We start from the raw sequence: 21785 nt of genomic DNA, 5'->3' as shown, positions 1-21785 counted from the left end.
ACCAAACCCACTATTTATTATCAGAGATACCAACAATAAAAGCTATTTTTATCTATATACCAACTTATATATAACATTTGTATTATAATGCAACACCTTTTTGACAGAAGCTAAAGTAGTAACAAGAAACCACCACCTGCTTTATAGAATTGCCTTATAATACCTCTTAATTACCCAACCCTAATTGCTCACATGCTTTGCTTAATTTTACTTCAGTTAAGCTAGCAGGCCCTTCAGATCTAGACTTACCATATGATAAAAATTTATTTAATGAATCAATATCTCTTTTCTCTAATACAGATCGTATATACTCCGCTTGTCTAGAATCCATAAATTCTTTAATCTGACCAGAATTAGCCTTATCTAATATTGCCCATACTGGTACCATACAAGCTCTATCAATTAAAGGGACTAACAACCTCCCTTGAAATACGGAATTGCTATTCATCTCTTTATTTAATAATAAGGCACGATGACTATCAAATCCCTCCCTTGTCCACACATACATAAAAAGCTTTACTCCTTCATCTATACAAGATTTTGAATAATTTTCTAATTCTTCTATATACCTTAACCAAATATAATAATAATCTTCTGAAACATCACTTGACCCTAAGCAGTCAAACAATTTTTGGAATTGATCGAAGCGAAGTGCACTCTGTAGAGTATCTAAACTACCATAATAACCATTTTCAGCTAAGTCTCTTTTTAGAAGTTCTGGATATTTATCAGGATTTATTTGACTAAAACAAAATTCGAATATTTCAGGATAACTATTACAACGACTACCTGCTGCATACACCGCTGTTTTCATGAAGATCTCATCCTTTTTTTGTGCGCTCATTTCATCTTCAGGTAATGACTTTATTTTATTCCAGAAGAATTCTACTGCCTGCTCTTGCGTAAAACTCATAGCACATTTAAGCCCGTACTCATATGGATGACAGCCATCTAAATTTAATTTAGAGATATAACCGCTGATAAAATGTGACCAAAACTGCGCTAAAAGACCCGATCCGCAACACCTAACTAAGTGCTCATACTCCAACAGACTACTCTTACCTTGAGCTGATAGACTTTTTTTTCTTTCCTCAAATAAAGCAATAATATCTTCTTCTAGACAGTACCGACAGGCAATAGCATACTTATCAAAGAGATTACCTGAATCTGGCGCAATCAACTTTTTGCCTACCACTTGCCTATCAAGCTTAACTCCGTGTAAATTGTCTACTTTTTTCCAACAATCCTCACTAGACAGCACTTGTGCAAGAAAATTACGTCCTTTCTTGCCACTTTTTTGGTGTAAACGCCAATTTGCATAGCACCAGCGTTCAATTTGAAAAAGCTTAGATGCTCTATAAGGGTCATCTTCTCTAATAGATGAAAATAAAATTTCTGGAATATCTGAACGTAGCATAATCAACCCTCTATAAATGGAAAAACATAGAAACTGGTACACCTAACATACACCATAGTAATTTAATACTATTTTAGGCAAGATATCCTATCTCTAAATTTTGTCAATCACTATTTTAGAAAAATTTTTTAGGCTTGAATAACTTTTGACAAAAGCCTCTTAATAGTCAAAATACATGATCTCTTGTTTATTTTAAATTTTATTTTTGTCATAAGCTTGTCTTAATTCTTCCGCAAGTAAATCAATATTAATTTAGCAAAATATATTATTAAGATCTCAAATAAAACAGCCATTTCCAATGGTCAAAATCAAGGGCGGTGAGAACACTTTTCTTTGGGATGGCATGGTCTAGGAAAAGACAATCACACAGACAGGAAGGTTCTTGTCTTTTACACATAACCTATATCATTAAAATACTCTGGTTTTTTGCCTTTATTATCAAACCGAAGATTCATATAAACCTTGAAAAGCATCTCTAGCACGCGCTCCTGCTTTACTTAGGATACCGGAGATACGAACTAGATCCATTCTTTCTTTCTCTAAAGTTTTTAAATACTTTGTTTTGTTTCCTTTCTCATCAAACCAAAGATGGTACAAACCTTGAAAAGCATCTTTAGCCTTAGCTCCTGCTCCATTTAAGATGCTGGACATACGAACCAGATCTATTCCTTCTTTTTCTAGAGTTTTTAAATATTTCGTTTTTTTGCCTTTATCAAACCAAAGATGATACAACCCTTGAAAAGCGTCTTTAGCCTTAGCTCCTGCTCCATTTAAGATACCGGACATATGAGCTAGATCTATTTCTTCTTTCTCTAGAGTCTTTAAATACTTTGTTTTGTTTCCTTTATCATCAAACCACAGACCATACAAATCTTGAAAAGCTTCTTTTGCCTTAGCTCCTGCTCCACTTAAAATACTGGAAATACGAGCTAGATCTACTCCATTTTTTTCTAGAGTTTTCAAATGTTGTGTTTTATTTCCTTCTACATCAAACCAAAGCTTATATAAGCCTTCGAAAGCTTCTTTTGCCTTAGCTCCTGCTCCACTTAAAATACTGGAGATACGAGCTAGATCTATTCCTTCTTTTTCCAGAGTTTTTAAATACTTTGTTTTGTTTCCTTTCTCATCAAACCAAAGATGATATAAACCTTGAAAAGCTTCTTTTGCCTTAGCTCCTGCTCCACTTAAAATACTGGAAATACGAGCTAGATCTATTCCTTTTCTCTCCAGAGTTTCAAGACATTTTCTCTTCTTCCCTTGCTGATCAAACCAAAGATGATATAAACCTTGAAAAGCATCTCTAGCACGCGCTCCTGCTTTACTTAGGATACCGGAGATACGAACTAGATCCATTCTTTCTTTCTCTAAAGTTTTTAAATACTTTGTTTTGTTTCCTTTATCATCAAACCACAGACCATACAAACCTTGAAAAGCGTCTTTAGCACGTGCTCCTGCTCCATTTAGAATGCTGGACATACGAGCCAGATCTATTCCTTCTTCCTCTAGAGTTTTCAAACATTCTGTTTTGTTTCCTTTCTCATCAAACCAAAGGTTATATAAATCTTGAAAGGCATCTTTAGCATTAGCTCCTGCTCCACTCAAGATACTGGACATATTACGTCTAACTTTATTTTCACAGACAATATCAAACATATTTTGTCCTTTATCTGTATTTAAAAACTCTCTCAAGGCATCTGCTTTTACTTTACCAACTATGACTTGAATGAATTCATCTTTTTCATTGAGGAGGCTAGTTGCTGAATGATTATGTAGTCTTTTTGGTATTTTCATTCAGTTAAAGCCTCTACACCTTTATTGATATGCAAATACACTGAGAAATCTACTTTTCTGAATATATACTATATATGTTGTGAAAATATAAGCAAATCAAAGAATGATATGTGCTTCTGTTGCTATTCAAATTTTCAAGTAAATCATTACTAACTTATTAGTATGTGATATTAAAAGCCTAAACAATATGGCCATTTTCAGCAACTAGAAACAAAGGTCTTGAAGATTTTGTTTTGGAATGGGTTGGTTAGGAAAAGACAATCACACAAACAGGAAGGTACAATCCTGTAGCTACAGCATATAAATAATTAGTATTTGCAAATTAACTATATCTAAAATATAGACCACAAAGGGGGTAAAAGTGCGTTTTAATTTAGAACCAGGAGATGCTTTTTGTGATGGTAGAAGTAAGCTCGTAGCTGTCAAAATAAATAACGAAGAAAGAATTAACTTACCTTTCACATCTTACATTTTCGATAAGGATCATTTTGTCATATCTAACTTTAGACACAATCCGATGAACAGCGTACTAACCAATTTATCTCAAGGACTACAATTAAAGCTAGAAAAAGCAGGAGGTGATTATAAGCTAGCTTTAGTTAATAATTCAGGTCAATATTATTATTACGATTACTATAATGATCTTAATAATCCAAACACTATCAAAATAGTTACTCTTGATTCTATCCCTAAAAATCATATAGAAGATCAGGAGTATTAGATGCTTTTTACAAGATACAAGCCTAAATGCTATTAATCAGGGGGCTGTTGAGGTAAAAAGCTTTTGAAGTAAGTTTGGGTAAAATTATGGGACAATACACATTTAGAATAGATAATAAAGATCCGCTTTATAAAAAGCTGATAAAACTTCCTACTGCATATTACAGATTAAAGAAAAATGGCAGCGGGTATACTATCTATTCACACAATAATGGTACGGTGGAAATAGAGAATACTGATGATGTGGAATTAAAGTGGGACAAGGATAAAATAGTTTTATATGAAGGAAACTCAGCTCTGAAGCTCCAAAATGGAGAGGACTTTACTATAGAACAAGAAGCTATTATATGTGAAAACAGGGATAATATTATAAAAAAGCTTGAATCAAAGCCAGTAAAGATTTCTCTTAAAGACATAGAAGGTAGTTCGGATTCTATTATCACCTTACTCATTCCTAGATCTAGGAAAACAACAGAAGTACTAAACTTTATTAATTTTTATGATGAAAATGATCCAATACTCAACAAGATTAAAGAGGAAAAAGGTGGACTTTATTTTACAATAAAAGATGATAATATCTATATATCAGGTGAAGATGGAACTTGTGTCTCAGTATATGATAGAGGTAAATGCTACCAGTATCAATATAAACAAAATACATGCGATGCACTAACAATAAGTGATGTATCAACAATAATAGGCAATTTAACCAAGACTAACAACGAAAAACAGAAATTCACTTTGCAAAAAGGGGAAGAATTATTGCCTGATATCTATGAAGCAAATATTGCTTTGAATGATAAGCCCATAGCTACTTTACCAAAAATAGGTTACTACATGCTCGATGATCAATTGGTCATGCGTAATCACGTTACACAAGAGAAGGTAGTTATCCCAAGGGATTTTCACTATTTAAAAGCTATTAAATTTAATAATGATGATTATAAATTAACGTTTTGTAATTTTTTAGGTAATGAATTCTTTGAATACAAAAAATACGATCCACAGTATTCGAACGTTTCAGACGAATATAAATTCATCAGTTTAAATTGTGCGAAAAAAGAATGTAATCCGAATCTTTGGGAATTATTTAGCCACCGGCCATCATTTTTTATTACAGAAGAATCTCCTGAACCAGGCTCTCCAGGTCACTATTCAGTTGCCGTGTTCGAATTCATAAGTGGTAAAAAAGGTAGGAAAATGGCTACATTAATTGATGAATTTGGCTCTTTCAATAAAAAGGGTAAGTTTCAGTATTGTGATTACCATACAAAAGCAGAGTATGGTGTTTATGATCCTTCTAAAATTAATAAAAAATACACAGCAACAGATGCAAATAGCGAGTTTTACCTTACAGGAAACGATGAAAACGACAATATAATTCTTCACACCATTCCAGAGTTATTGTAATTATACGCACCAAGTTAGGAAAGAATGAAGTAAAAGAAGAATGAAGCCCACTCAAGTCAAGAGGAAATGGCAGAAAGGAGATAATATTAGGTTAATAGTTTAAGAGATTCTCTAAAGAAATTATCTTATAGCTTCAAGATTGTGTAGGCCAGTCGCTTGACATATTACATTAGACTTCTTTCAAAATTCATGTATGGAGCTCAAAATTGTGAATTGCAGCAATCAAATTAAACCTTAAACCAAAACGTTTTCGTCGGTTTCTATACCTGTCCGAGATGATTTTAAACCTTTTCAATAAGCCAATTACGTTTTCAACAATTGCCCTTTGGCTCATAAGTGCCCTGTTCTCTTTTTTTTGTTCTTTGCTTAACGGATTCTTTTTCATTTTCCTGTGCGGTAATACAACATTTTTGTGTATCTTCTGCATTCCCCTGTAGCCGGCATCAGCTAAGATTTTGGTGTCCGGTAATATTGCTACCTTTGATTCTCTAAACATCCGAAAATCGTGTTTTCTACCATTCGAGAAAGATGTGCATATGACTTTTTTACTCTTCTTCTCTGTTACTATTTGTGTTTTTATAGTATGCCTTTTTTTCTTTCCAGAGTAGAAGGGCTTTTGCTTTTTTTTGGTCTCTCTACTGGCGTTTCAGTTCCGTCTATTACTAAAACTTCATATTCTACATCACTCTTTAATAGCTCTTTTTTTCCTGGTAATGCAAAATCTGGATGTTTTATTAATATGTCTTCTACCTATCTTATTATTTTAAAACTGTTACTTTCACTCATGCCATAGCTTTGCCCAATATGAAAATATGTACGATATTCTCTTATATATTCCAGTGCCATAAGTAGCCTGTCTTCTATGCAAAGTTTACTTTTTCTTCCACTTCTAGCTTTTTTTCTTTTATCCTCCACTTCTAGAATTTCTACCATTCGCTCAAATGTTGCTTTTTTTACCCCTGTTAAACGTCGAAACTTTTCTCCTTCTAACTTTTCTATTTCCTTATATTTCATGCTTTCAAATACTTCATCTTACACTCCCTCTAACAATTTTGAAAGAAGTCTATTGCTTTTAGCTCATGGTGCATCCCGTGACTATTGAAATTTTGCATTTAATTTATAGCTCAGCCTCTGTCAGGCCATAGGATGACAGAAGTGGGCTTGAATAGCTGTAGTACTATAGCTGTTATACGCCAAAAGTAAGTATTAGATATAACAAATAGAAGAAATTAGATAGAATGATTAAAGGGGCAAGGATATAAAGGTTTAACTTGAAATAACCTGATAAAATTTGAATCACACTTCCAAGTGCTGGCACCCACGAAAGTAATAAAGTTGCAAAAATTAGCAAATTTTTTGTAACTTTTGGCATTGTATATTCGTTTTCTAATTTGTGGTATGATTTTCGTATAGAGATTGTTATTTTACCTAAGTACCAATTAACTATTCCACCAAGGCTTGATCCTAGTACTCCAAAAAATAACATCAGTAGTGGAGTGTGATACGACCTGAAATAAAGCATGGTATTGAACACAAAACCTTGATGTATGGGTAAGACTAATGATGATACTAGACTATCTGTGAATAACAGGAAGTAGTTTTCCATATGAATTTACCAGGTTGTTGTACCATCTTCATTGTCAGAAATTGTAACCCCTATTTGTTTCAACTGGTCCCTTATTTTGTCTGCAGTATTATAATCTTTATTTTGTTTTGCTGCTCTTCTTAAATCTATCAATCTTTCTATTTCTTGATGACTCACACCAGCAGTAAACCACTCTTGATAACTTGACTCAAGAAGACCAATAAATCTGGCACTCTTAACAAAACTCTCAGTTAATTTAAGCTTTTCACTTTCATTACTCATTTTGTTAATTTTTGCAGCCATTTCATGTAATATAGCTAGAGCTTCAGGGATGTTTAAGTCGTTTTTTAAAGCGTCTATAAAATCTTTAGAAATCTCTGCGTTACTTTCATCAATATTCGTTATATCTAAACCACGTAATAACCGATAAAATTTGTTTAAGGTTTCCTGTGCATCAGAAATAACGTTTTCTGTCCAATCAAGTGGTTTTCTGTAGTGAGTTTTGAGCAGTGCATAGCGTATTACTTCACCCTTTATTCCACTATCTAGCAAATCTCTTACTTTGACTATATTAAATAAGGACTTGCTCATTTTTTCTTCATTTACTGTAAGAAAGCCGTTATGTATCCAGTATTTTGCAAACATTGATCCAGCAAATGCGGACTTACTCTGTGCAATTTCATTTTCATGGTGAGGAAATTGTAAATCTATGCCGCCACCATGAATATCAAAATCTTTGCCAAGATAAGCATATGACATTGCTGAGCATTCTATATGCCATCCAGGCCTGCCCTCTCCCCATGGGCTATCCCAATAACTTGAAAGTTTGTAGTCAATATCACTTGCAGGCTTCCACAGCACAAAATCTCCCGGGTGCTTTTTATTTTCATTAACTTCAACTCTGCTACCTGGAACCAATTCATCAGTTTTTTTTCCTGATAAAGCACCATATTCATGGTAAGATTCTATATTAAAATACACGTGTTTGTCAGATTCATAAGCGTGGCCTGATTGCAGCAAATGTTCAATTAATTTTATAATATAATCTACGTTTTCCGTTGCTTTTGGTTCATATGTTGGCTTTTTACAATTTATGCTTTCCATATCATCATGAAAAGCTTTAATGTAATATGTGGTTATACTTTCTATGTTGCTATTTTTCTCACTTGCTGCATTAATTATCTTATCATCAATGTCGGTTATGTTACGCACATAGGTAACTTTGCCATAACAAAACTTAAGTAGCTGAAATAACACATCATACACAACAACAGATCGTGCATTGCCTATATGTGCTGTGTCATATACTGTTGGTCCGCAAACATACATTTTCACATGATCTTTATCGATTGGTGTAAAAAGTTCCTTTTTTTTTGTTAAGGTATTGTAAAGCCTAACCATATACGAAGCTTTTGAGAAAAGAAAATGCCCCAATGATAAGTTGTGGCCCTTTGACTACTACAACAAGAGTAAGCAATAGCCCACACAATGATATTAAAACTCCCAATATGGATAGAAACCCATCTTTACTCATAATGCCAAGCGAAATAAGAGTCGTACCAATTGCAGGAATGAAGTTAGTAAGAGGCAATGGAAGAGCTATCGATAATGCAGAAAGCAACATTACAAAAGCTAAAATCTTTTCACCGGGCCCATAGAAAATAAAAGACATTCTTGGTTTCATGAACTTTTCTATTTTTTTTAATGCTGGAGAAGTTTTCTCTACCACAAAAGCTAGTGTTGAACGCTGAAAAGACCTTCTTTCCAACCAATGCGGCATCCAAGGAGAATCAAATCCAAATAGAAGCTGCAGTGAGAATAAGATTAAAGGTATAGAAAGAATAGTTGTATAACCAGGTGGAACCGGTATAGGCACCGATAGCGGCAAGGAGAAGATGATTATTAAAATACCAAAACCGCGCTCATGCAAAGCTGTTTTAATGTCAAACAAAGTTACTTTATTGCTATCATTGTTATTGGTATCTGCAACCTCTTTTAGAATATCAGAAGCTAGTTTTTTATCTTTAGTTAGTTTCTCACTTTTTTGCACAATTATCCTTTAATAAAATATTCCTCTTAAGCTAACATAGTTGTTGCTGTATTTCAATATACATTTATTATTGTTAATTGTTAGAGTTAAAGTACAATCGTAATTTTATCATTATACTTGCAGTTGGTGCAAATGAAGTTGTTTATTACAGCACCAATGCAATACAGTTTTCCCTTGCGTGTTTTTTGGGTATACACGCAAGGGTTAAACTACCTATAAAAAAAAGTTATAGCAGATTATGAGTATCTGACTGCGAATAATGACTTTCGTCACTTAATGAATCAGAATGCAATGAACTCTGTAATAATTTGACAGATTCGCTTTCTTCTTCTGTGCTCCATATCCATGATATAAAACTTCCAAAAATAGATGCAATAGATGAAGATATACCAGGTTCACTTGTTTGTGTAGATTGACTTTCTTTTGTGCTGTCATCTAGCTTAGCGGTTTCTTCTTGCACTTCTCTTTTATCATTTTCATCGCTTTTTCCAAGCTTTAATGCATAGTTATGAGCTGGATTTCCATATTCTTCAGTTTTATATTCTTCTGTCCGTCCACTATCTATATCTTTTTTATTTTCTTCTTCTACTTGATTCCCAATCAAATTTCCAACTAATTCGGGGTCTAAGAACCTGTACATGATCTCAAGAAAGGAATAAACTAAGAGATAATGTATATAAGTTAGGATATATGAGGAGTTTATACCCAAGTAATATAAGTCGGGAAAGATTTGAGATTATATTACCAGATCTAGAGTCCTGTAGAAAAAAAACAAAACCAAGAAAACTTGATTTGTATGATGTATTTTGTGGAGTGTTATACGTTCTGAAAAGCGTTTGTCAGTGGAGAATGCTACCAAAAGAGTTTCCAAAATGGCGCAATTGTTACGACTATTTTAAGAAGTGGAGTGAAAAACCAGATGCAAATAAAGAAAGTGTTCTGGAGCTGGTGTTAAAAAAAAATAGTTGGCGTAGTCCGACAAAACAATGGTCGGAAAGAAAAAACCAGCTTCTGCATAATTGATGCACAGAGTGTAAAAAATGCAGATACTGCTGAAGAAAAAGGCTACGATGCAGGCAAAAAGATTTCAGGAATAAAACGCCATATTGCAGTAGATACGCAAGGTTTGCCACATGCAATTTATGTAACAACAGCAGAGATAACTGACCGTAGCAGTGCTGTGAGAATGGTAGAAAATGCAAAAGAAAACCTCTCGGGAGTTAAAAATGTACTGGTTGATGCAGGCTATACGGGAGAGAATTTTGCAACACAAATAAAAGCAACTATTGGTGCAACTGTTGAGGTAATAAAACGCAGTGAATTACATACCTTTGCTGTATTGCCAAAAAGATGGGTTGTAGAGCGTTCTTTTGCTTGGTTGGAAAAATGTAGACGGTTATGGAAAAATTGCGAGCGTAAACTCAACACCAGCTTGCAAATGGTAGTTCTTGCTTTCACTGCTTTGTTCCTCAAAAGATTATGAACAGGTTCTAAGGAAATAGAAAAGTTAGAAGGAGAAAAGTTTCGACGTTTAACAGGGGTAAAAAAAGCAACATTTGAGCGAATGGTAGAAATTCTAGAAGTGGAGGATAAAAGAAAAAAAGCTAGAAGTGGAAGAAAAAGTAAACTTTGCATAGAAGACAGGCTACTTATGGCACTGGAATATATAAGAGAATATCGTACATATTTTCATATTGGGCAAAGCTATGGCATGAGTGAAAGTAACAGTTTTAAAATAATAAGATAGGTAGAAGACATATTAATAAAACATCCAGATTTTGCATTACCAGGAAAAAAAGAGCTATTAAAGAGTGATGTAGAATATGAAGTTTTAGTAATAGACGGAACTGAAACGCCAGTAGAGAGACCAAAAAAAAGCAAAAGCCCTTCTACTCTGGAAAGAAAAAAAGGCATACTATAAAAACACAAATAGTAACAGAGAAGAAGAGTAAAAAAGTCATATGCACATCTTTCTCGAATGGTAGAAAACACGATTTTCGGATGTTTAGAGAATCAAAGGTAGCAATATTACCGGACACCAAAATCTTAGCTGATGCCGGCTACAGGGGAATGCAGAAGATACACAAAAATGTTGTATTACCGCACAGGAAAATGAAAAAGAATCCGTTAAGCAAAGAACAAAAAAAAGAGAACAGGGCACTTATGAGCCAAAGGGCAATTGTTGAAAACGTAATTGGCTTATTGAAAAGGTTTAAAATCATCTCGGACAGGTATAGAAACCGACGAAAACGTTTTGGTTTAAGGTTTAATTTGATTGCTGCAATTCACAATTTTGAGCTCCATACATGAATTTTGAAAGAAGTCTATTATCGTTTTACCATCAGTTGCACCATAAGTATCATCCTTGTCGATACCAGCTAATTCATTATATTTCTGGTAATCATTCTTGTTGTTAAAAACATTAACTTCTAAATTTAAAGTTGTTTCAGGTTTGTTTACATCAAACAATTTTTTAAAATTTTCATAAGCAGCCTGAATGTCCTTTTGAATTTGGAATTTTTCCTTTGATGACATGTCGTCATACCTTATGTTATATTTTATACCTTCATCTTCGAATGAAAATACTTTTGATAATACTTCCTCTACAGTTTCTGGTGCTTTGTCAAAGATCTTTGACTCTGAAGGCTTATATATCTTATTAAAGAGTTTTGGTATACATTGTTCTCTAATGTTAGATATATGATTTCCATCCATATCACGAACTTCATAATTGTATACAGGATCTGAGTTACTTTTGATGAATTGAAACTTTTGTCCATTAGTGTCAATACCTATTTTACCATTATAACCTTCAGAATAGTTTTTGTATTGTTGATTGTTATTTTTACTCATTTTCGTACCTCACTATTTGAATAAATTTACTCTTACATTATCAGTATAGTATGTATAAAAATTTATTAATAATAATGATTGTATTTTTAAATTTTCACTACAAGACTTGTTTGTACGCTATATAAAGTGACCGCGAAAATTTCTATAAAGCATTTTAACAATATTAGAAAAATCAGAGGAAGGTGAAGCAGACGCAACAGCTTAAGCGGAAAAATAATTGATGCTTTAAGTGAGTAACACGCACCTTAGTGCGTGTCACGAAGTATGAAGACGCTAACGATCTGGTTCGTTAGACGATAATTTTTCTGAGTCCTTAAGCTCCTGTTTAAGATTTTTGATGCCTTTTCCTAAATCACCCATAACTTGCGGTAATTTGCCTGCACCAAACAGAACTAAAATTATTATTAAGACTAGAAACAATTGCCATGGTCCTAAACTCATTTTCACCTCCATTTAAAATATTGACCTTTAAATATTAAAACTTGACTGGAGTCAAGTAACACATAGATTATATCACCTTTATTTAATTATAAATCAAGGTTTTTTAATATTTAATTCTATAGCTAACCCAAATTAGGTTTACCGAAACAAATTTTATGGTTGTATTGAACAATTTAAGTTAGCGCGTGACGCATATTTTTCCTCCAGTTGCACATTTCAATATATCAGAGTACTGGTTGGTCCAAACTCCTATACGAGGTCATCACATTTTGTGAGCCTCACGATGATTTTCGTTGGCAGGGGCGGTTAATCTGAGTAACGAGGTCTTCTTTCATATACTTTATACAAGAACAGAAAGTGCCTCAGAAAAAGTGCCAACCTGCCACCTATCCACTCTGAGAAGTGATTATCTTCTCTTGCTTCCAACCAAGCAATACCTAATTCATACCATCTGGGTAAGGTCATTTTGCAAAAGCCCTATTGCAATTTAATTAATTGGCGTATAAGCTTTAAATAAAGCCTATGAAAAAAATGGAAGCTTGTTATTCATTTGACGATATACTTCTTTTGCCAGCCTATTCTAATATATTGCCTTGCGATACAGATACAAAAACTTATTTAACAAATAATATAGAACTAAATATCCCTCTCATATCCTCTGCGATGGATACTGTTACTGAATCGGGCTTTGCAATAGCTATTGCCCAACATGGAGGAATAGGTTGCATACATAAGAATTTATCAATAGATGAACAAGTTTTAGAAGTAAGAAGGGTGAAAAAATATGAAAGTTGGATCGTGTATAACCCAATTACGATTTCACCAGATAAAACGGTTGCGGAAGCAATTTCATTAATGAGAGAGCACAATTATTCTGGCATTCCTGTAGTTGATCAACGCAAGTTAGTTGGAATTTTAACTAATCGAGATGTGAGGTTTATTGAAGACCAGAACATGAATGTAAAAGTTTCCGAAGTGATGACAAAAGATAAGTTAGTAACAGTGCGGGAGCAGGGAGTGAATAGTGCCTCAGCAATGAAATTGTTGCATGAAAATAGAATAGAAAAGCTTTTGGTCGTAGATGAAAATTCTTGTTGTATAGGTTTAATTACGGTTAAAGACATTGAAAAATACAATAGATACCCAAATTCATGTAAAGACAGTAAAGGGCGGCTCAGAGTTGCCGCTGCAATTGGCACTGGTAAAAAAGATGGTATAGAAAGATGTGAAGCTTTGATCGGAGAAGAAGTTGATGTAGTTGTTGTGGATACTGCTCACGGTCATTCCGAAAACGTTATCAATACCATTAGGGAAATAAAAAAGATGTATCCTAATACGCAATTAATTGGCGGAAACATTGCAACAAAGGAGGCTGCTGAAGTGTTGATTGATGCGGGTGTTGATGCAGTGAAGGTTGGAATAGGACCAGGATCAATCTGCACAACCAGAATAGTTACAGGCGTTGGTGTGCCACAATTCTCTGCAATCAAGAATGTTGCAGAGGCGTGTAGAGCAAGAAACGTAAGACTAATTGCTGATGGTGGGGTAAAATACTCAGGAGATGTTGCAAAAGCTATTGCAGCTGGTGCTGACTCTGTGATGATTGGTTCGATTTTTGCTGGCACTGACGAAAGCCCAGGTGAGATTATCATGTATAAGGGCAGAGCATATAAAGGCTATCGAGGAATGGGATCTATTAGTGCAATGAAACGAGGTTCAGCTAGCCGTTATTTTCAAGATAAAGATTCAAAACTCAAATTAGTTCCACAAGGAGTGGAAGGAAGAGTTCCATTCAAAGGTCCAGCTTCAGGAGTAATCCATCAGTTGATTGGCGGATTGCAAGCTGCAATGGGATATACCGGTAACAGGAATATAGAAGAAATGAAGAAAAACTGCAAATTTGTGACTATTACTGCATCAGGATTAAGAGAGAGTCATGCTCATGATGTAGTCATTACACAAGAAGCTCCAAATTACGCTTATCAAACGTCCAATTTGTCAACCGATTCAGAGTAGATCCTTTTTTCAATGTCATTCCAGCGTCAGCTACTTGCATGTGTAAAAGACAAGAATTAACTGACAGAAGAATTAAAACTAATATCAGGCTGTTGTTTAATGCTACTAATATTTTTTTGAAAAGCAATATGTTTACTATCCAAAAGTTTGCATAGGATAGCAGTATTTGTCTGATTGTCTCATTAGACTTCTTTCAAAATTGTTAGAGGGAGTGTAAGATGAAGTATTTGAAAGCATGAAATATAAGGAAATAGAAAAGTTAGAAGGAGAAAAGTTTCGACGTTTAACAGGGGTAAAAAAAGCAACATTTGAGCGAATGGTAGAAATTCTAGAAGTGGAGGATAAAAGAAAAAAAGCTAGAAGTGGAAGAAAAAGTAAACTTTGCATAGAAGACAGGCTACTTATGGCACTGGAATATATAAGAGAATATCGTACATATTTTCATATTGGGCAAAGCTATGGCATGAGTGAAAGTAACAGTTTTAAAATAATAAGATAGGTAGAAGACATATTAATAAAACATCCAGATTTTGCATTACCAGGAAAAAAAGAGCTATTAAAGAGTGATGTAGAATATGAAGTTTTAGTAATAGACGGAACTGAAACGCCAGTAGAGAGACCAAAAAAAAGCAAAAGCCCTTCTACTCTGGAAAGAAAAAAAGGCATACTATAAAAACACAAATAGTAACAGAGAAGAAGAGTAAAAAAGTCATATGCACATCTTTCTCGAATGGTAGAAAACACGATTTTCGGATGTTTAGAGAATCAAAGGTAGCAATATTACCGGACACCAAAATCTTAGCTGATGCCGGCTACAGGGGAATGCAGAAGATACACAAAAATGTTGTATTACCGCACAGGAAAATGAAAAAGAATCCGTTAAGCAAAGAACAAAAAAAAGAGAACAGGGCACTTATGAGCCAAAGGGCAATTGTTGAAAACGTAATTGGCTTATTGAAAAGGTTTAAAATCATCTCGGACAGGTATAGAAACCGACGAAAACGTTTTGGTTTAAGGTTTAATTTGATTGCTGCAATTCACAATTTTGAGCTCCATACATGAATTTTGAAAGAAGTCTATTGATGTGGTGTATCCAAAAGAGAATTTTGATCTATACAAAAAAATCACTGAGAACGGTGGGTTAGTAATTACTGAGCTTCCATTTGCTACTAAACCAAAGCCTCAATATTTTCCTCAAAGGAATCGAATTATATCTGGTCTATCGCTGGGTGTTGCAGTGATTGAAGCATCGAAACGTTCTGGCTCTCTAATAACAGCAGATTTTGCTTTAAATCAAGGGAGAGAGGTGTTTGCAGTTTCTGGTTTCCCTTTAGATTCACGCTGTAGTGGTAGTAATTATTTAATTAAAAACGGTGCTAAGCTTATCGAATCCGCTGATGACATAATAGAGAGTATTAGGTTTAGTTTACCTCCGCAGCAAAAAAACCTATTTGATGTTGAGCACCATTTTGTTAACCAAAAACAAGAAAAATTACAACAGGCAAAATCTGTTATAGTTGATCATATTAACTCTGTACCTGTTGATATAGATGAACTTATATTAGCAAGCGGACTTTCTACCAACATAGCTCTAATGGCTCTTTTGGAACTAGAGTTGGAAAACAAAATAGAGCGTTCACCGGGGAATAAAATATCGTTAATTTTCTAGATTACTTTAGCTATAGCTAACCCAAGAAAGGTTTTCCTACGTCATACCGCCGCGGTATCTCAGCATAGATTCCGCTAACAAGTAGCGGAATGACGAATTTTTGTTTTTCAAATTATCGGTAAACCTAAGTCACTTTAGCTATAGGTCAGTATGTCGTTTTACTAGATGTTCGTACAGATATATGCTTGACACTAAAATGATGTCATTTGTTATAGGATTCTTAGTTGCTGATTTTAGAATTGATAAGAGAAAACTTTTTTTCAACTTGTTGTATGATTTGATAAAAGTGATCGAAATCTAAGCTTGCACTGCCAATTAAAACTCCTGATAAATTTGAGATACTGAGCAAATTTTCTATATTTTCTGAACTGACTGAACCACCATATATAATGTGTTTTTTACCAGTACACAATTTTATTACCTCTATCACCTCAGTAATTGCATCATTATTTGGCACATGACCTGTGCCTATTGCCCATATTGGCTCATATGCTACGGTATATTCACCGTGTGTTGGCAAGCGGTTTTTGCATTGATATTCTATTACTTCTTTTGTTTTTTCATTCTTATAATCTTCTGAATTTTCACCTACACAGATAATTGGGTGTAAGCCTGATTCTATTGCTATTTCCGACTTAAATTTTATTTCACTATCTTTTTCATTGGCCCTTTCAGAATGCCCAAGTATTACGTAAGTACACCCTAGTGCTTTTAACATTTCTGCGCTAATTTCACCTGTGTAAGAACCGAACTTTTTATGATGGCAATTCTGTGCTCCTATATTAATATTATTGTTCAACTCTATACTGCTTGGAAATGACGTAAAAGGAGGGCAAATTACTAATTTAGAGGTAATTTCGTTGCTCTTGTCGTTAAGTTTGCCTATAAAGTCAATAAATGAAGAACGCATTCCATTCATTTTCCAATTTGCTACTATTAAAAAGGACATCAACTTTACTTATATGGGCGAGAGTGCCGGCTGTCGGACTTGAACTGACAACCTACTGATTACAAGTCAGTTGCTCTACCAATTGAGCTAAGCCGGCCATTAATAATATACAATTATCAATGGATTTTAGTCAACTGATTTTTAAAATACTGTATAATGAAAATAATATGAGAAAATTTTTACTGAAGCCAAAAAAGAGTCTAGGGCAAAATTTTATTTTATCGAGTGAGATAACAAAAAAAATCGTCGCTTTAGCTGATAGTCTGGAAAATTTTAATGTCATTGAAATTGGTCCTGGATATGGTGCATTAACAAGAGAAATATTGGTGCATAATCCAAAGTCTCTACTTTCTATAGAAAAAGATAGAGATTTAGTAAAACACCATGACCAACTGCTAAATGAGCATCAAGGAAAGTATAGAATTATAGAAGCGGATGCACTGCATGTTATAGAAGAAGAGCTGATAGAGCGCCCAGTTAAAGTTATTGCTAACTTGCCTTACAATATCTCGGTAGTGTTATTTTTAAAGTGGTTAAATAATATAAAATTTTTTACGAGTTTGACATTAATGTTTCAAAAAGAGGTAGCAGATCGCATTACGGCAAGACCCAATTCTAAAGATTATGGTTCCTTATCAGTGCTAAGCCAGTTACTATGTGATATAAAAAAGGAATTTGATATTGAACCTAAAGAGTTTTTTCCAAGACCAAAAATACATTCTTCAGTAATTACAGTAAATCCTTTGCCTACCCCAAAGTTTGCAGTAAATTTGGAAACCTTAACAAGATTAACACGTGCCGTTTTTTCTCAAAGAAGAAAGATGCTGAGAAATAGCTTGCAAAATATAACGAACCACGCTGAAACTGTCCTTGAAAACGCTAAATTGAGTGGAAATGAACGTCCAGAAAACTTAACTATTGAGCAGTTCTGTTTGCTGGCAAATAATATATAGTACGAACATTATCTACCAAGAGGGTGTCATCCCAGTGTCGGCTACTTAGATGACAAAGGAGGACGTTATTCCAGAGTCAAGCTACTTGCATTTGCTGTAAACTCACTTTTACTCTATGGTTATCTTTTTATACTACCTTATCAACTATGTTTTTTTTAAAGTTTTTTATTTGTGTAATTTTGTCACTCTCCTGAACGGATACTGTATTTTCGTATTAGAAAACACCCAATAAGCAGAGTTGTAAGTGGAATAAACCACAAAATGTAAGTGCTAGGTGGTACGATTATAATTGAATTGCCGTAAGAATTTTTTAACTCTGAGATTATCTCTTCATCAGTGTATCCATCATTGATTTTTTTACGAATTGCTCCTCGCATATCATACGCGATCTGAGATCCAGATTCAGACAATGATTCGCCAGAACATATTGGACACCTTATTATTTCAAATAAACTTGTTGCTCGTTTTTCCATGCCTTTATCTCTGAGTTTATTATCCAGAGTAAAAGCGTTTACGCCTGAGTGGAATATCAATATGAAAAGTAAACTAACTACTGCTCTCATCCTTGGTTAATTGGGTTATTTTACTGAGCTGGTTCATAAAATCAGTGATGGATAACTTTCCAATAAAGCTTGACCCTACATCATCATCGTACTTTATTGAAAATTGAACGCTGTCATCAGTTGTTTTTTCTGATAAGGAAGACATTAATTTTTCAAACGCATCTGAAGTTTTTGAGTCACCAATCATAAACGAGATTAATTCTTTATAATTTGATATAGCCACGTTGATTTTGTCTTTAAATGAAGACGTAACCAAATTATAATTTTGCACTCCACCATCTGCAGCAAGAGAAAAATTATTACTTTGAATTAAAAATTTCTCTATGTTGAAATTAATTCTGGAAGCTGAGATGTGGTTTACAAATTCGTAATCAAATTTAGTGTCGATACTAAGGTAACTTTCAGGACTTGCAGTATTTTTATACCGATAAGTATAAAAATCAAATCCTAGTTTAGTATTTCCACTTGGTTCTTTATCGAGGTGAAATTGAATGTAATTACTTTTATCATTCACTTCAGTTATAACACTTTGCTGATTTTCTGAAACATCACATTTTAATCCATAATCTTCGTAACGAAGTGTATCTATATAGTCTATCACGGTACTATTTCTGTTGAATCGCAATGAAGATGGTAAATCATTTAGTCTAACAACAAAGTGGCTGCTATCGTTTGTGTGGCATTTTATATTCTTTTTCTCATCACCATGAACAACAATGTTGACTTCATTGCTTGGTATGTAGATATATACTGATTTATCAAACAATCTATTTTTTATCAATAAAGCATCAGATGAGATGGTTAATTGCTCATTGGAAAATTTTGGGTTTGTCACACGGAAAATTAGGTTAGAAGGAAGTCCACTAAAATCATGTGAAATATCAAACTTTTCGTCGTTAATGTATAGTATTGTTTCAGCTAAAAGATTTTTTACCTTACATGCAGAAAAATACCAAAAACCACTATACGCTACAGGAATAAACAAAAGTAGAGAGATGATAATATAGATAAAAACCTTACGCATAGCTAATCACTCCCTTGTTTATCCAGCGATATATTTCTTGTACCTCTTGGTATATTAACACACAAACCATCAATATCTTTTGTTATTTTAATTTGGCACCCTAGTCTTGATGTCTCTGTTAAGCCAAAAGCCAGATCTAACATATCGTTTTCCTCATCAGATATGGGGTTATGTGTTTCTACAGCATCATAGAATTTTGGGTCAACAATTACATGGCATGTAGAACAAGCAAGAGAGCCTTCACATGCACCTTCAAGCAGATCTGGATCACTTCTGTGGGCTAAATTAAGCAAAGTTTCTTCCTCTGCAGCTTCATAGCTTTTCTTACTCCCATCAGGTAAAATAAAAGTAACAGATGGCATATTATTTCCCTATTAAAATTCTTACTAATTTCTCTATATTCTACAGGTAACGATTAACATTTGCAAACTCTTTGCAATTCCAGTGCCTATTTCTTGTTATCCAAGTACCCCTTTCTTGTCATTAGACTTCTTTCAAAATTGTTAGAGGGAGTGTAAGATGAAGTATTTGAAAGCATGAAATATAAGGAAATAGAAAAGTTAGAAGGAGAAAAGTTTCGACGTTTAACAGGGGTAAAAAAAGCAACATTTGAGCGAATGGTAGAAATTCTAGAAGTGGAGGATAAAAGAAAAAAAGCTAGAAGTGGAAGAAAAAGTAAACTTTGCATAGAAGACAGGCTACTTATGGCACTGGAATATATAAGAGAATATCGTACATATTTTCATATTGGGCAAAGCTATGGCATGAGTGAAAGTAACAGTTTTAAAATAATAAGATAGGTAGAAGACATATTAATAAAACATCCAGATTTTGCATTACCAGGAAAAAAAGAGCTATTAAAGAGTGATGTAGAATATGAAGTTTTAGTAATAGACGGAACTGAAACGCCAGTAGAGAGACCAAAAAAAAGCAAAAGCCCTTCTACTCTGGAAAGAAAAAAAGGCATACTATAAAAACACAAATAGTAACAGAGAAGAAGAGTAAAAAAGTCATATGCACATCTTTCTCGAATGGTAGAAAACACGATTTTCGGATGTTTAGAGAATCAAAGGTAGCAATATTACCGGACACCAAAATCTTAGCTGATGCCGGCTACAGGGGAATGCAGAAGATACACAAAAATGTTGTATTACCGCACAGGAAAATGAAAAAGAATCCGTTAAGCAAAGAACAAAAAAAAGAGAACAGGGCACTTATGAGCCAAAGGGCAATTGTTGAAAACGTAATTGGCTTATTGAAAAGGTTTAAAATCATCTCGGACAGGTATAGAAACCGACGAAAACGTTTTGGTTTAAGGTTTAATTTGATTGCTGCAATTCACAATTTTGAGCTCCATACATGAATTTTGAAAGAAGTCTAATTCCGCTTGCTGTAACAGCAATAGTGGGATGATTTTTGTATATTACACTGTTTGCTGCAGTATCGATTCCTTTTGCAAGTCCAGAAACAATAACAAAACCAGCTTCGCTTAAATCAAGTGCCAACTTATTGGCAAAATTTCTTCCATTCATTGAAGAGTTACGCCCACCGATTATTGCAATTATCTCACGGCTTAATAATGATATATCACCAAGTGCAGTTATTACAGGAGGACAATTCGAGATATTTCTTAAAAGATCAGGGTAATCTGGGTCACATGCGGGTATAATTTTAGCTCCAATTCTTTCTGCATTATTGATTTCTTCTCGTGCATCTTGAATGCCATACAACTTATTATTAGCCACCCTATTGAGATATTTTAGCACCTCATCTAGCGATCCATGTGTTCTTAGTATACTAAAAAACTTTATTGGTCCTATAGTTCTAGCCAAGCTTAACCATACTTCTAATTCTTTGTTGTTCAATTTATTTATCTTCATAAAAGACTTGAATTTCTTATCAATTTAGTGTACCCAAGATAATGCAAATATACAGTGTTTTATGACGCATTTTGTTACAGATAAATGCATAAAATGTAAATATACGGACTGTGTAGAAGTATGTCCCGTTGACTGCTTCTATGAAGGTAAAAACATGCTTGTGATTAACCCAGATGAATGTATTGATTGCGGAGTGTGCATACCTGAGTGTCCAGTGGATGCAATTGTAACTGATGATTCCATAAAAGACATTTTAGAACTAGATGAAGAGTTGCTGAGCAGCGAACAAAAAACTTTCAAGTTATTTTACGATATAAATGTAGAATACTCACAAAAATGGCCAAACATTACAGCTAAAAAGCAACCTCTCTATACAGCAGAAGAATATAAGGAAAAAAAGGATAAAACAGCTTATTTTGATGAAAATTTAGAATAATATTAACAAAGAAAAAGATCAGACTCCT

At 34.0% G+C, this 21785-nt stretch carries 18 protein-coding genes, 1 tRNA gene and 7 pseudogenes; 10 read left to right on the top strand and 16 right to left on the bottom strand.

The window, feature by feature from the left end; genetic code table 11:
- Window positions 1–166: 166 nt before the first annotated feature.
- A complete protein-coding gene (locus AABM58_RS05405) occupies window positions 167–1417 on the bottom strand; it encodes a hypothetical protein (RefSeq protein WP_338406601.1) in 1251 nt (416 codons plus the stop codon).
- 438 nt (window positions 1418–1855) lie between these two features.
- Complete coding sequence (locus AABM58_RS05400) at window positions 1856–3208, bottom strand: hypothetical protein (protein WP_338406600.1); 1353 nt, start codon at window positions 3206–3208, stop codon at window positions 1856–1858.
- 361 nt (window positions 3209–3569) lie between these two features.
- On the opposite strand from AABM58_RS05400, the gene AABM58_RS05395 reads away from it, so the two are divergent.
- Both AABM58_RS05395 and AABM58_RS05390 read left to right on the top strand, forming a co-directional pair.
- On the top strand, window positions 3570–3929 hold the full coding sequence (locus tag AABM58_RS05395) for a hypothetical protein (protein WP_338406599.1): 360 nt from the start codon (window positions 3570–3572) through the stop codon (window positions 3927–3929).
- Window positions 3930–4015: 86 nt separating this feature from the next.
- Entirely contained in the window at window positions 4016–5338 is a 1323-nt protein-coding gene (locus AABM58_RS05390; RefSeq protein WP_338406598.1) for a hypothetical protein, read from the top strand.
- Window positions 5339–5525: 187 nt separating this feature from the next.
- Here AABM58_RS05390 and AABM58_RS05385 read toward each other — a convergent pair.
- From AABM58_RS05385 to AABM58_RS05365, 5 genes and pseudogenes are all read right to left on the bottom strand, one after another.
- A pseudogene (locus tag AABM58_RS05385) lies at window positions 5526–6352 on the bottom strand (IS5 family transposase).
- Between the two features lie 172 nt (window positions 6353–6524).
- Window positions 6525–6944, bottom strand: a complete 420-nt coding sequence (locus AABM58_RS05380; RefSeq protein ID WP_338406597.1) for a DedA family protein — start codon at window positions 6942–6944, stop codon at window positions 6525–6527.
- A 6-nt stretch (window positions 6945–6950) separates the two neighbouring features.
- The gene (cysS, locus tag AABM58_RS05375) at window positions 6951–8324 is read right to left on the bottom strand and encodes a cysteine--tRNA ligase (protein ID WP_209473224.1); all 1374 of its coding nucleotides are present in this window, start codon (window positions 8322–8324) and stop codon (window positions 6951–6953) included.
- On the bottom strand, window positions 8317–8973 hold the full coding sequence (locus AABM58_RS05370; protein ID WP_182282481.1) for an exopolysaccharide biosynthesis protein: 657 nt from the start codon (window positions 8971–8973) through the stop codon (window positions 8317–8319). Before AABM58_RS05370 ends, cysS begins: the two co-directional genes overlap by 8 nt.
- 226 nt (window positions 8974–9199) lie before the next feature.
- Window positions 9200–9613, bottom strand: a complete 414-nt coding sequence (locus tag AABM58_RS05365; protein ID WP_338406596.1) for a hypothetical protein — start codon at window positions 9611–9613, stop codon at window positions 9200–9202.
- Between the two features lie 50 nt (window positions 9614–9663).
- Between AABM58_RS05365 and AABM58_RS05360 the strand changes: the two genes are divergently transcribed.
- A protein-coding gene (locus AABM58_RS05360; protein ID WP_338405927.1) for an IS5 family transposase occupies window positions 9664–10456 on the top strand; the annotation gives its coding sequence in 2 pieces (ribosomal slippage) (window positions 9664–9927 and window positions 9929–10456; 792 coding nt in all).
- A gap of 15 nt (window positions 10457–10471) precedes the next feature.
- Window positions 10472–11283, top strand: a pseudogene (locus AABM58_RS05355) (IS5 family transposase).
- Here AABM58_RS05355 and AABM58_RS05350 read toward each other — a convergent pair.
- Window positions 11233–11826, bottom strand: a complete 594-nt coding sequence (locus AABM58_RS05350; RefSeq protein ID WP_338406595.1) for a hypothetical protein — start codon at window positions 11824–11826, stop codon at window positions 11233–11235. The pseudogene AABM58_RS05355 and the gene AABM58_RS05350 sit on opposite strands and share 51 nt — an antisense overlap.
- Before the next feature lie 273 nt (window positions 11827–12099).
- Complete coding sequence (gene tatA, locus AABM58_RS05345) at window positions 12100–12267, bottom strand: twin-arginine translocase TatA (RefSeq protein ID WP_250296673.1); 168 nt, start codon at window positions 12265–12267, stop codon at window positions 12100–12102.
- Between the two features lie 522 nt (window positions 12268–12789).
- On the opposite strand from tatA, the gene guaB reads away from it, so the two are divergent.
- Window positions 12790–14283, top strand: coding sequence for an IMP dehydrogenase (gene guaB / locus AABM58_RS05340; protein ID WP_338406594.1), 1494 nt, complete (start codon window positions 12790–12792; stop codon window positions 14281–14283).
- 56 nt (window positions 14284–14339) lie between these two features.
- On the opposite strand, the pseudogene AABM58_RS07885 reads toward guaB, so the two are convergent.
- Window positions 14340–14457: pseudogene (locus AABM58_RS07885) on the bottom strand (IS481 family transposase); the annotation flags it as partial.
- A 61-nt stretch (window positions 14458–14518) separates the two neighbouring features.
- On the opposite strand from AABM58_RS07885, the pseudogene AABM58_RS05335 reads away from it, so the two are divergent.
- Together AABM58_RS05335 and AABM58_RS05330 are read left to right on the top strand one after the other, a co-directional pair.
- A pseudogene (locus tag AABM58_RS05335) lies at window positions 14519–15345 on the top strand (IS5 family transposase).
- A 16-nt stretch (window positions 15346–15361) separates the two neighbouring features.
- Window positions 15362–15952: pseudogene (locus tag AABM58_RS05330) on the top strand (DNA-processing protein DprA); the annotation flags it as partial.
- 220 nt (window positions 15953–16172) lie between these two features.
- Here AABM58_RS05330 and AABM58_RS05325 read toward each other — a convergent pair.
- On the bottom strand, window positions 16173–16901 hold the full coding sequence (locus tag AABM58_RS05325) for a triosephosphate isomerase (protein WP_338406593.1): 729 nt from the start codon (window positions 16899–16901) through the stop codon (window positions 16173–16175).
- A 24-nt stretch (window positions 16902–16925) separates the two neighbouring features.
- A tRNA-Thr gene (locus AABM58_RS05320) sits at window positions 16926–16998 on the bottom strand.
- 70 nt (window positions 16999–17068) lie between these two features.
- On the opposite strand from AABM58_RS05320, the gene rsmA reads away from it, so the two are divergent.
- The gene (rsmA, locus tag AABM58_RS05315) at window positions 17069–17854 is read left to right on the top strand and encodes a 16S rRNA (adenine(1518)-N(6)/adenine(1519)-N(6))-dimethyltransferase RsmA (RefSeq protein WP_338406592.1); all 786 of its coding nucleotides are present in this window, start codon (window positions 17069–17071) and stop codon (window positions 17852–17854) included.
- Window positions 17855–18036: 182 nt separating this feature from the next.
- On the opposite strand, the gene AABM58_RS05310 is transcribed toward rsmA, so the two are convergent.
- Genes AABM58_RS05310 through AABM58_RS05300 form a run of 3 tightly spaced genes read right to left on the bottom strand, consistent with a single transcriptional unit; the run spans window position 18037 to window position 19803 of the window.
- Window positions 18037–18417 (bottom strand): cytochrome c-type biogenesis protein, encoded by a 381-nt coding sequence (locus tag AABM58_RS05310; protein ID WP_338406591.1) that lies wholly within the window; start codon window positions 18415–18417, stop codon window positions 18037–18039.
- Window positions 18401–19441 carry a hypothetical protein gene (locus AABM58_RS05305; protein ID WP_338406590.1) on the bottom strand — a complete coding sequence of 347 codons (1041 nt, stop codon included), beginning with the start codon at window positions 19439–19441 and terminating at the stop codon, window positions 18401–18403. The genes AABM58_RS05310 and AABM58_RS05305 overlap by 17 nt, the downstream gene beginning before the upstream one ends.
- 2 nt (window positions 19442–19443) lie before the next feature.
- Window positions 19444–19803 (bottom strand): ferredoxin family 2Fe-2S iron-sulfur cluster binding protein, encoded by a 360-nt coding sequence (locus AABM58_RS05300; protein WP_338406589.1) that lies wholly within the window; start codon window positions 19801–19803, stop codon window positions 19444–19446.
- A 174-nt stretch (window positions 19804–19977) separates the two neighbouring features.
- Between AABM58_RS05300 and AABM58_RS05295 the strand changes: the two are divergent.
- Window positions 19978–20804, top strand: a pseudogene (locus AABM58_RS05295) (IS5 family transposase).
- Here the strand turns inward: AABM58_RS05295 and AABM58_RS05290 are convergent.
- Window positions 20776–21321, bottom strand: a pseudogene (locus tag AABM58_RS05290) (DNA-processing protein DprA); the annotation flags it as partial. The pseudogenes AABM58_RS05295 and AABM58_RS05290 overlap by 29 nt on opposite strands.
- Window positions 21322–21382: 61 nt before the next feature.
- Here AABM58_RS05290 and AABM58_RS05285 point away from each other — a divergent pair.
- Window positions 21383–21757: a ferredoxin family protein gene (locus AABM58_RS05285; protein WP_010082601.1), complete on the top strand. Its 375-nt coding sequence runs from the start codon at window positions 21383–21385 to the stop codon at window positions 21755–21757.
- Window positions 21758–21785 lie beyond the last annotated feature (28 nt).

Source organism: Wolbachia endosymbiont (group A) of Longitarsus flavicornis, assembly GCF_963931955.1.
Lineage (GTDB): Bacteria > Pseudomonadota > Alphaproteobacteria > Rickettsiales > Anaplasmataceae > Wolbachia.
Note: the sequence above shows the minus strand (reverse complement) of the source record. Positions and strands in the feature narration are given on the sequence as shown.

Excerpts from the sequence above, each read along its gene's own strand:
- AABM58_RS05300 (WP_338406589.1), bottom strand. The coding sequence starts at position 19,803 with ATGCCATCTGTTACTTTTATTTTACCTGATGGGAGTAAGAAAAGCTAT.
- AABM58_RS05405 (WP_338406601.1), bottom strand. The coding sequence starts at position 1,417 with ATGCTACGTTCAGATATTCCAGAAATTTTATTTTCATCTATTAGAGAA.
- AABM58_RS05390 (WP_338406598.1), top strand. The coding sequence starts at position 4,016 with ATGGGACAATACACATTTAGAATAGATAATAAAGATCCGCTTTATAAA.
- AABM58_RS05310 (WP_338406591.1), bottom strand. The coding sequence starts at position 18,417 with ATGAGAGCAGTAGTTAGTTTACTTTTCATATTGATATTCCACTCAGGC.
- rsmA (WP_338406592.1), top strand. The coding sequence starts at position 17,069 with ATGAGAAAATTTTTACTGAAGCCAAAAAAGAGTCTAGGGCAAAATTTT.
- tatA (WP_250296673.1), bottom strand. The coding sequence starts at position 12,267 with ATGAGTTTAGGACCATGGCAATTGTTTCTAGTCTTAATAATAATTTTA.
- AABM58_RS05400 (WP_338406600.1), bottom strand. The coding sequence starts at position 3,208 with ATGAAAATACCAAAAAGACTACATAATCATTCAGCAACTAGCCTCCTC.
- AABM58_RS05350 (WP_338406595.1), bottom strand. The coding sequence starts at position 11,826 with ATGAGTAAAAATAACAATCAACAATACAAAAACTATTCTGAAGGTTAT.
- AABM58_RS05305 (WP_338406590.1), bottom strand. The coding sequence starts at position 19,441 with ATGCGTAAGGTTTTTATCTATATTATCATCTCTCTACTTTTGTTTATT.
- AABM58_RS05365 (WP_338406596.1), bottom strand. The coding sequence starts at position 9,613 with ATGTACAGGTTCTTAGACCCCGAATTAGTTGGAAATTTGATTGGGAAT.
- guaB (WP_338406594.1), top strand. The coding sequence starts at position 12,790 with ATGAAAAAAATGGAAGCTTGTTATTCATTTGACGATATACTTCTTTTG.
- AABM58_RS05380 (WP_338406597.1), bottom strand. The coding sequence starts at position 6,944 with ATGGAAAACTACTTCCTGTTATTCACAGATAGTCTAGTATCATCATTA.
- AABM58_RS05325 (WP_338406593.1), bottom strand. The coding sequence starts at position 16,901 with ATGTCCTTTTTAATAGTAGCAAATTGGAAAATGAATGGAATGCGTTCT.
- AABM58_RS05285 (WP_010082601.1), top strand. The coding sequence starts at position 21,383 with ATGACGCATTTTGTTACAGATAAATGCATAAAATGTAAATATACGGAC.
- cysS (WP_209473224.1), bottom strand. The coding sequence starts at position 8,324 with ATGGTTAGGCTTTACAATACCTTAACAAAAAAAAAGGAACTTTTTACA.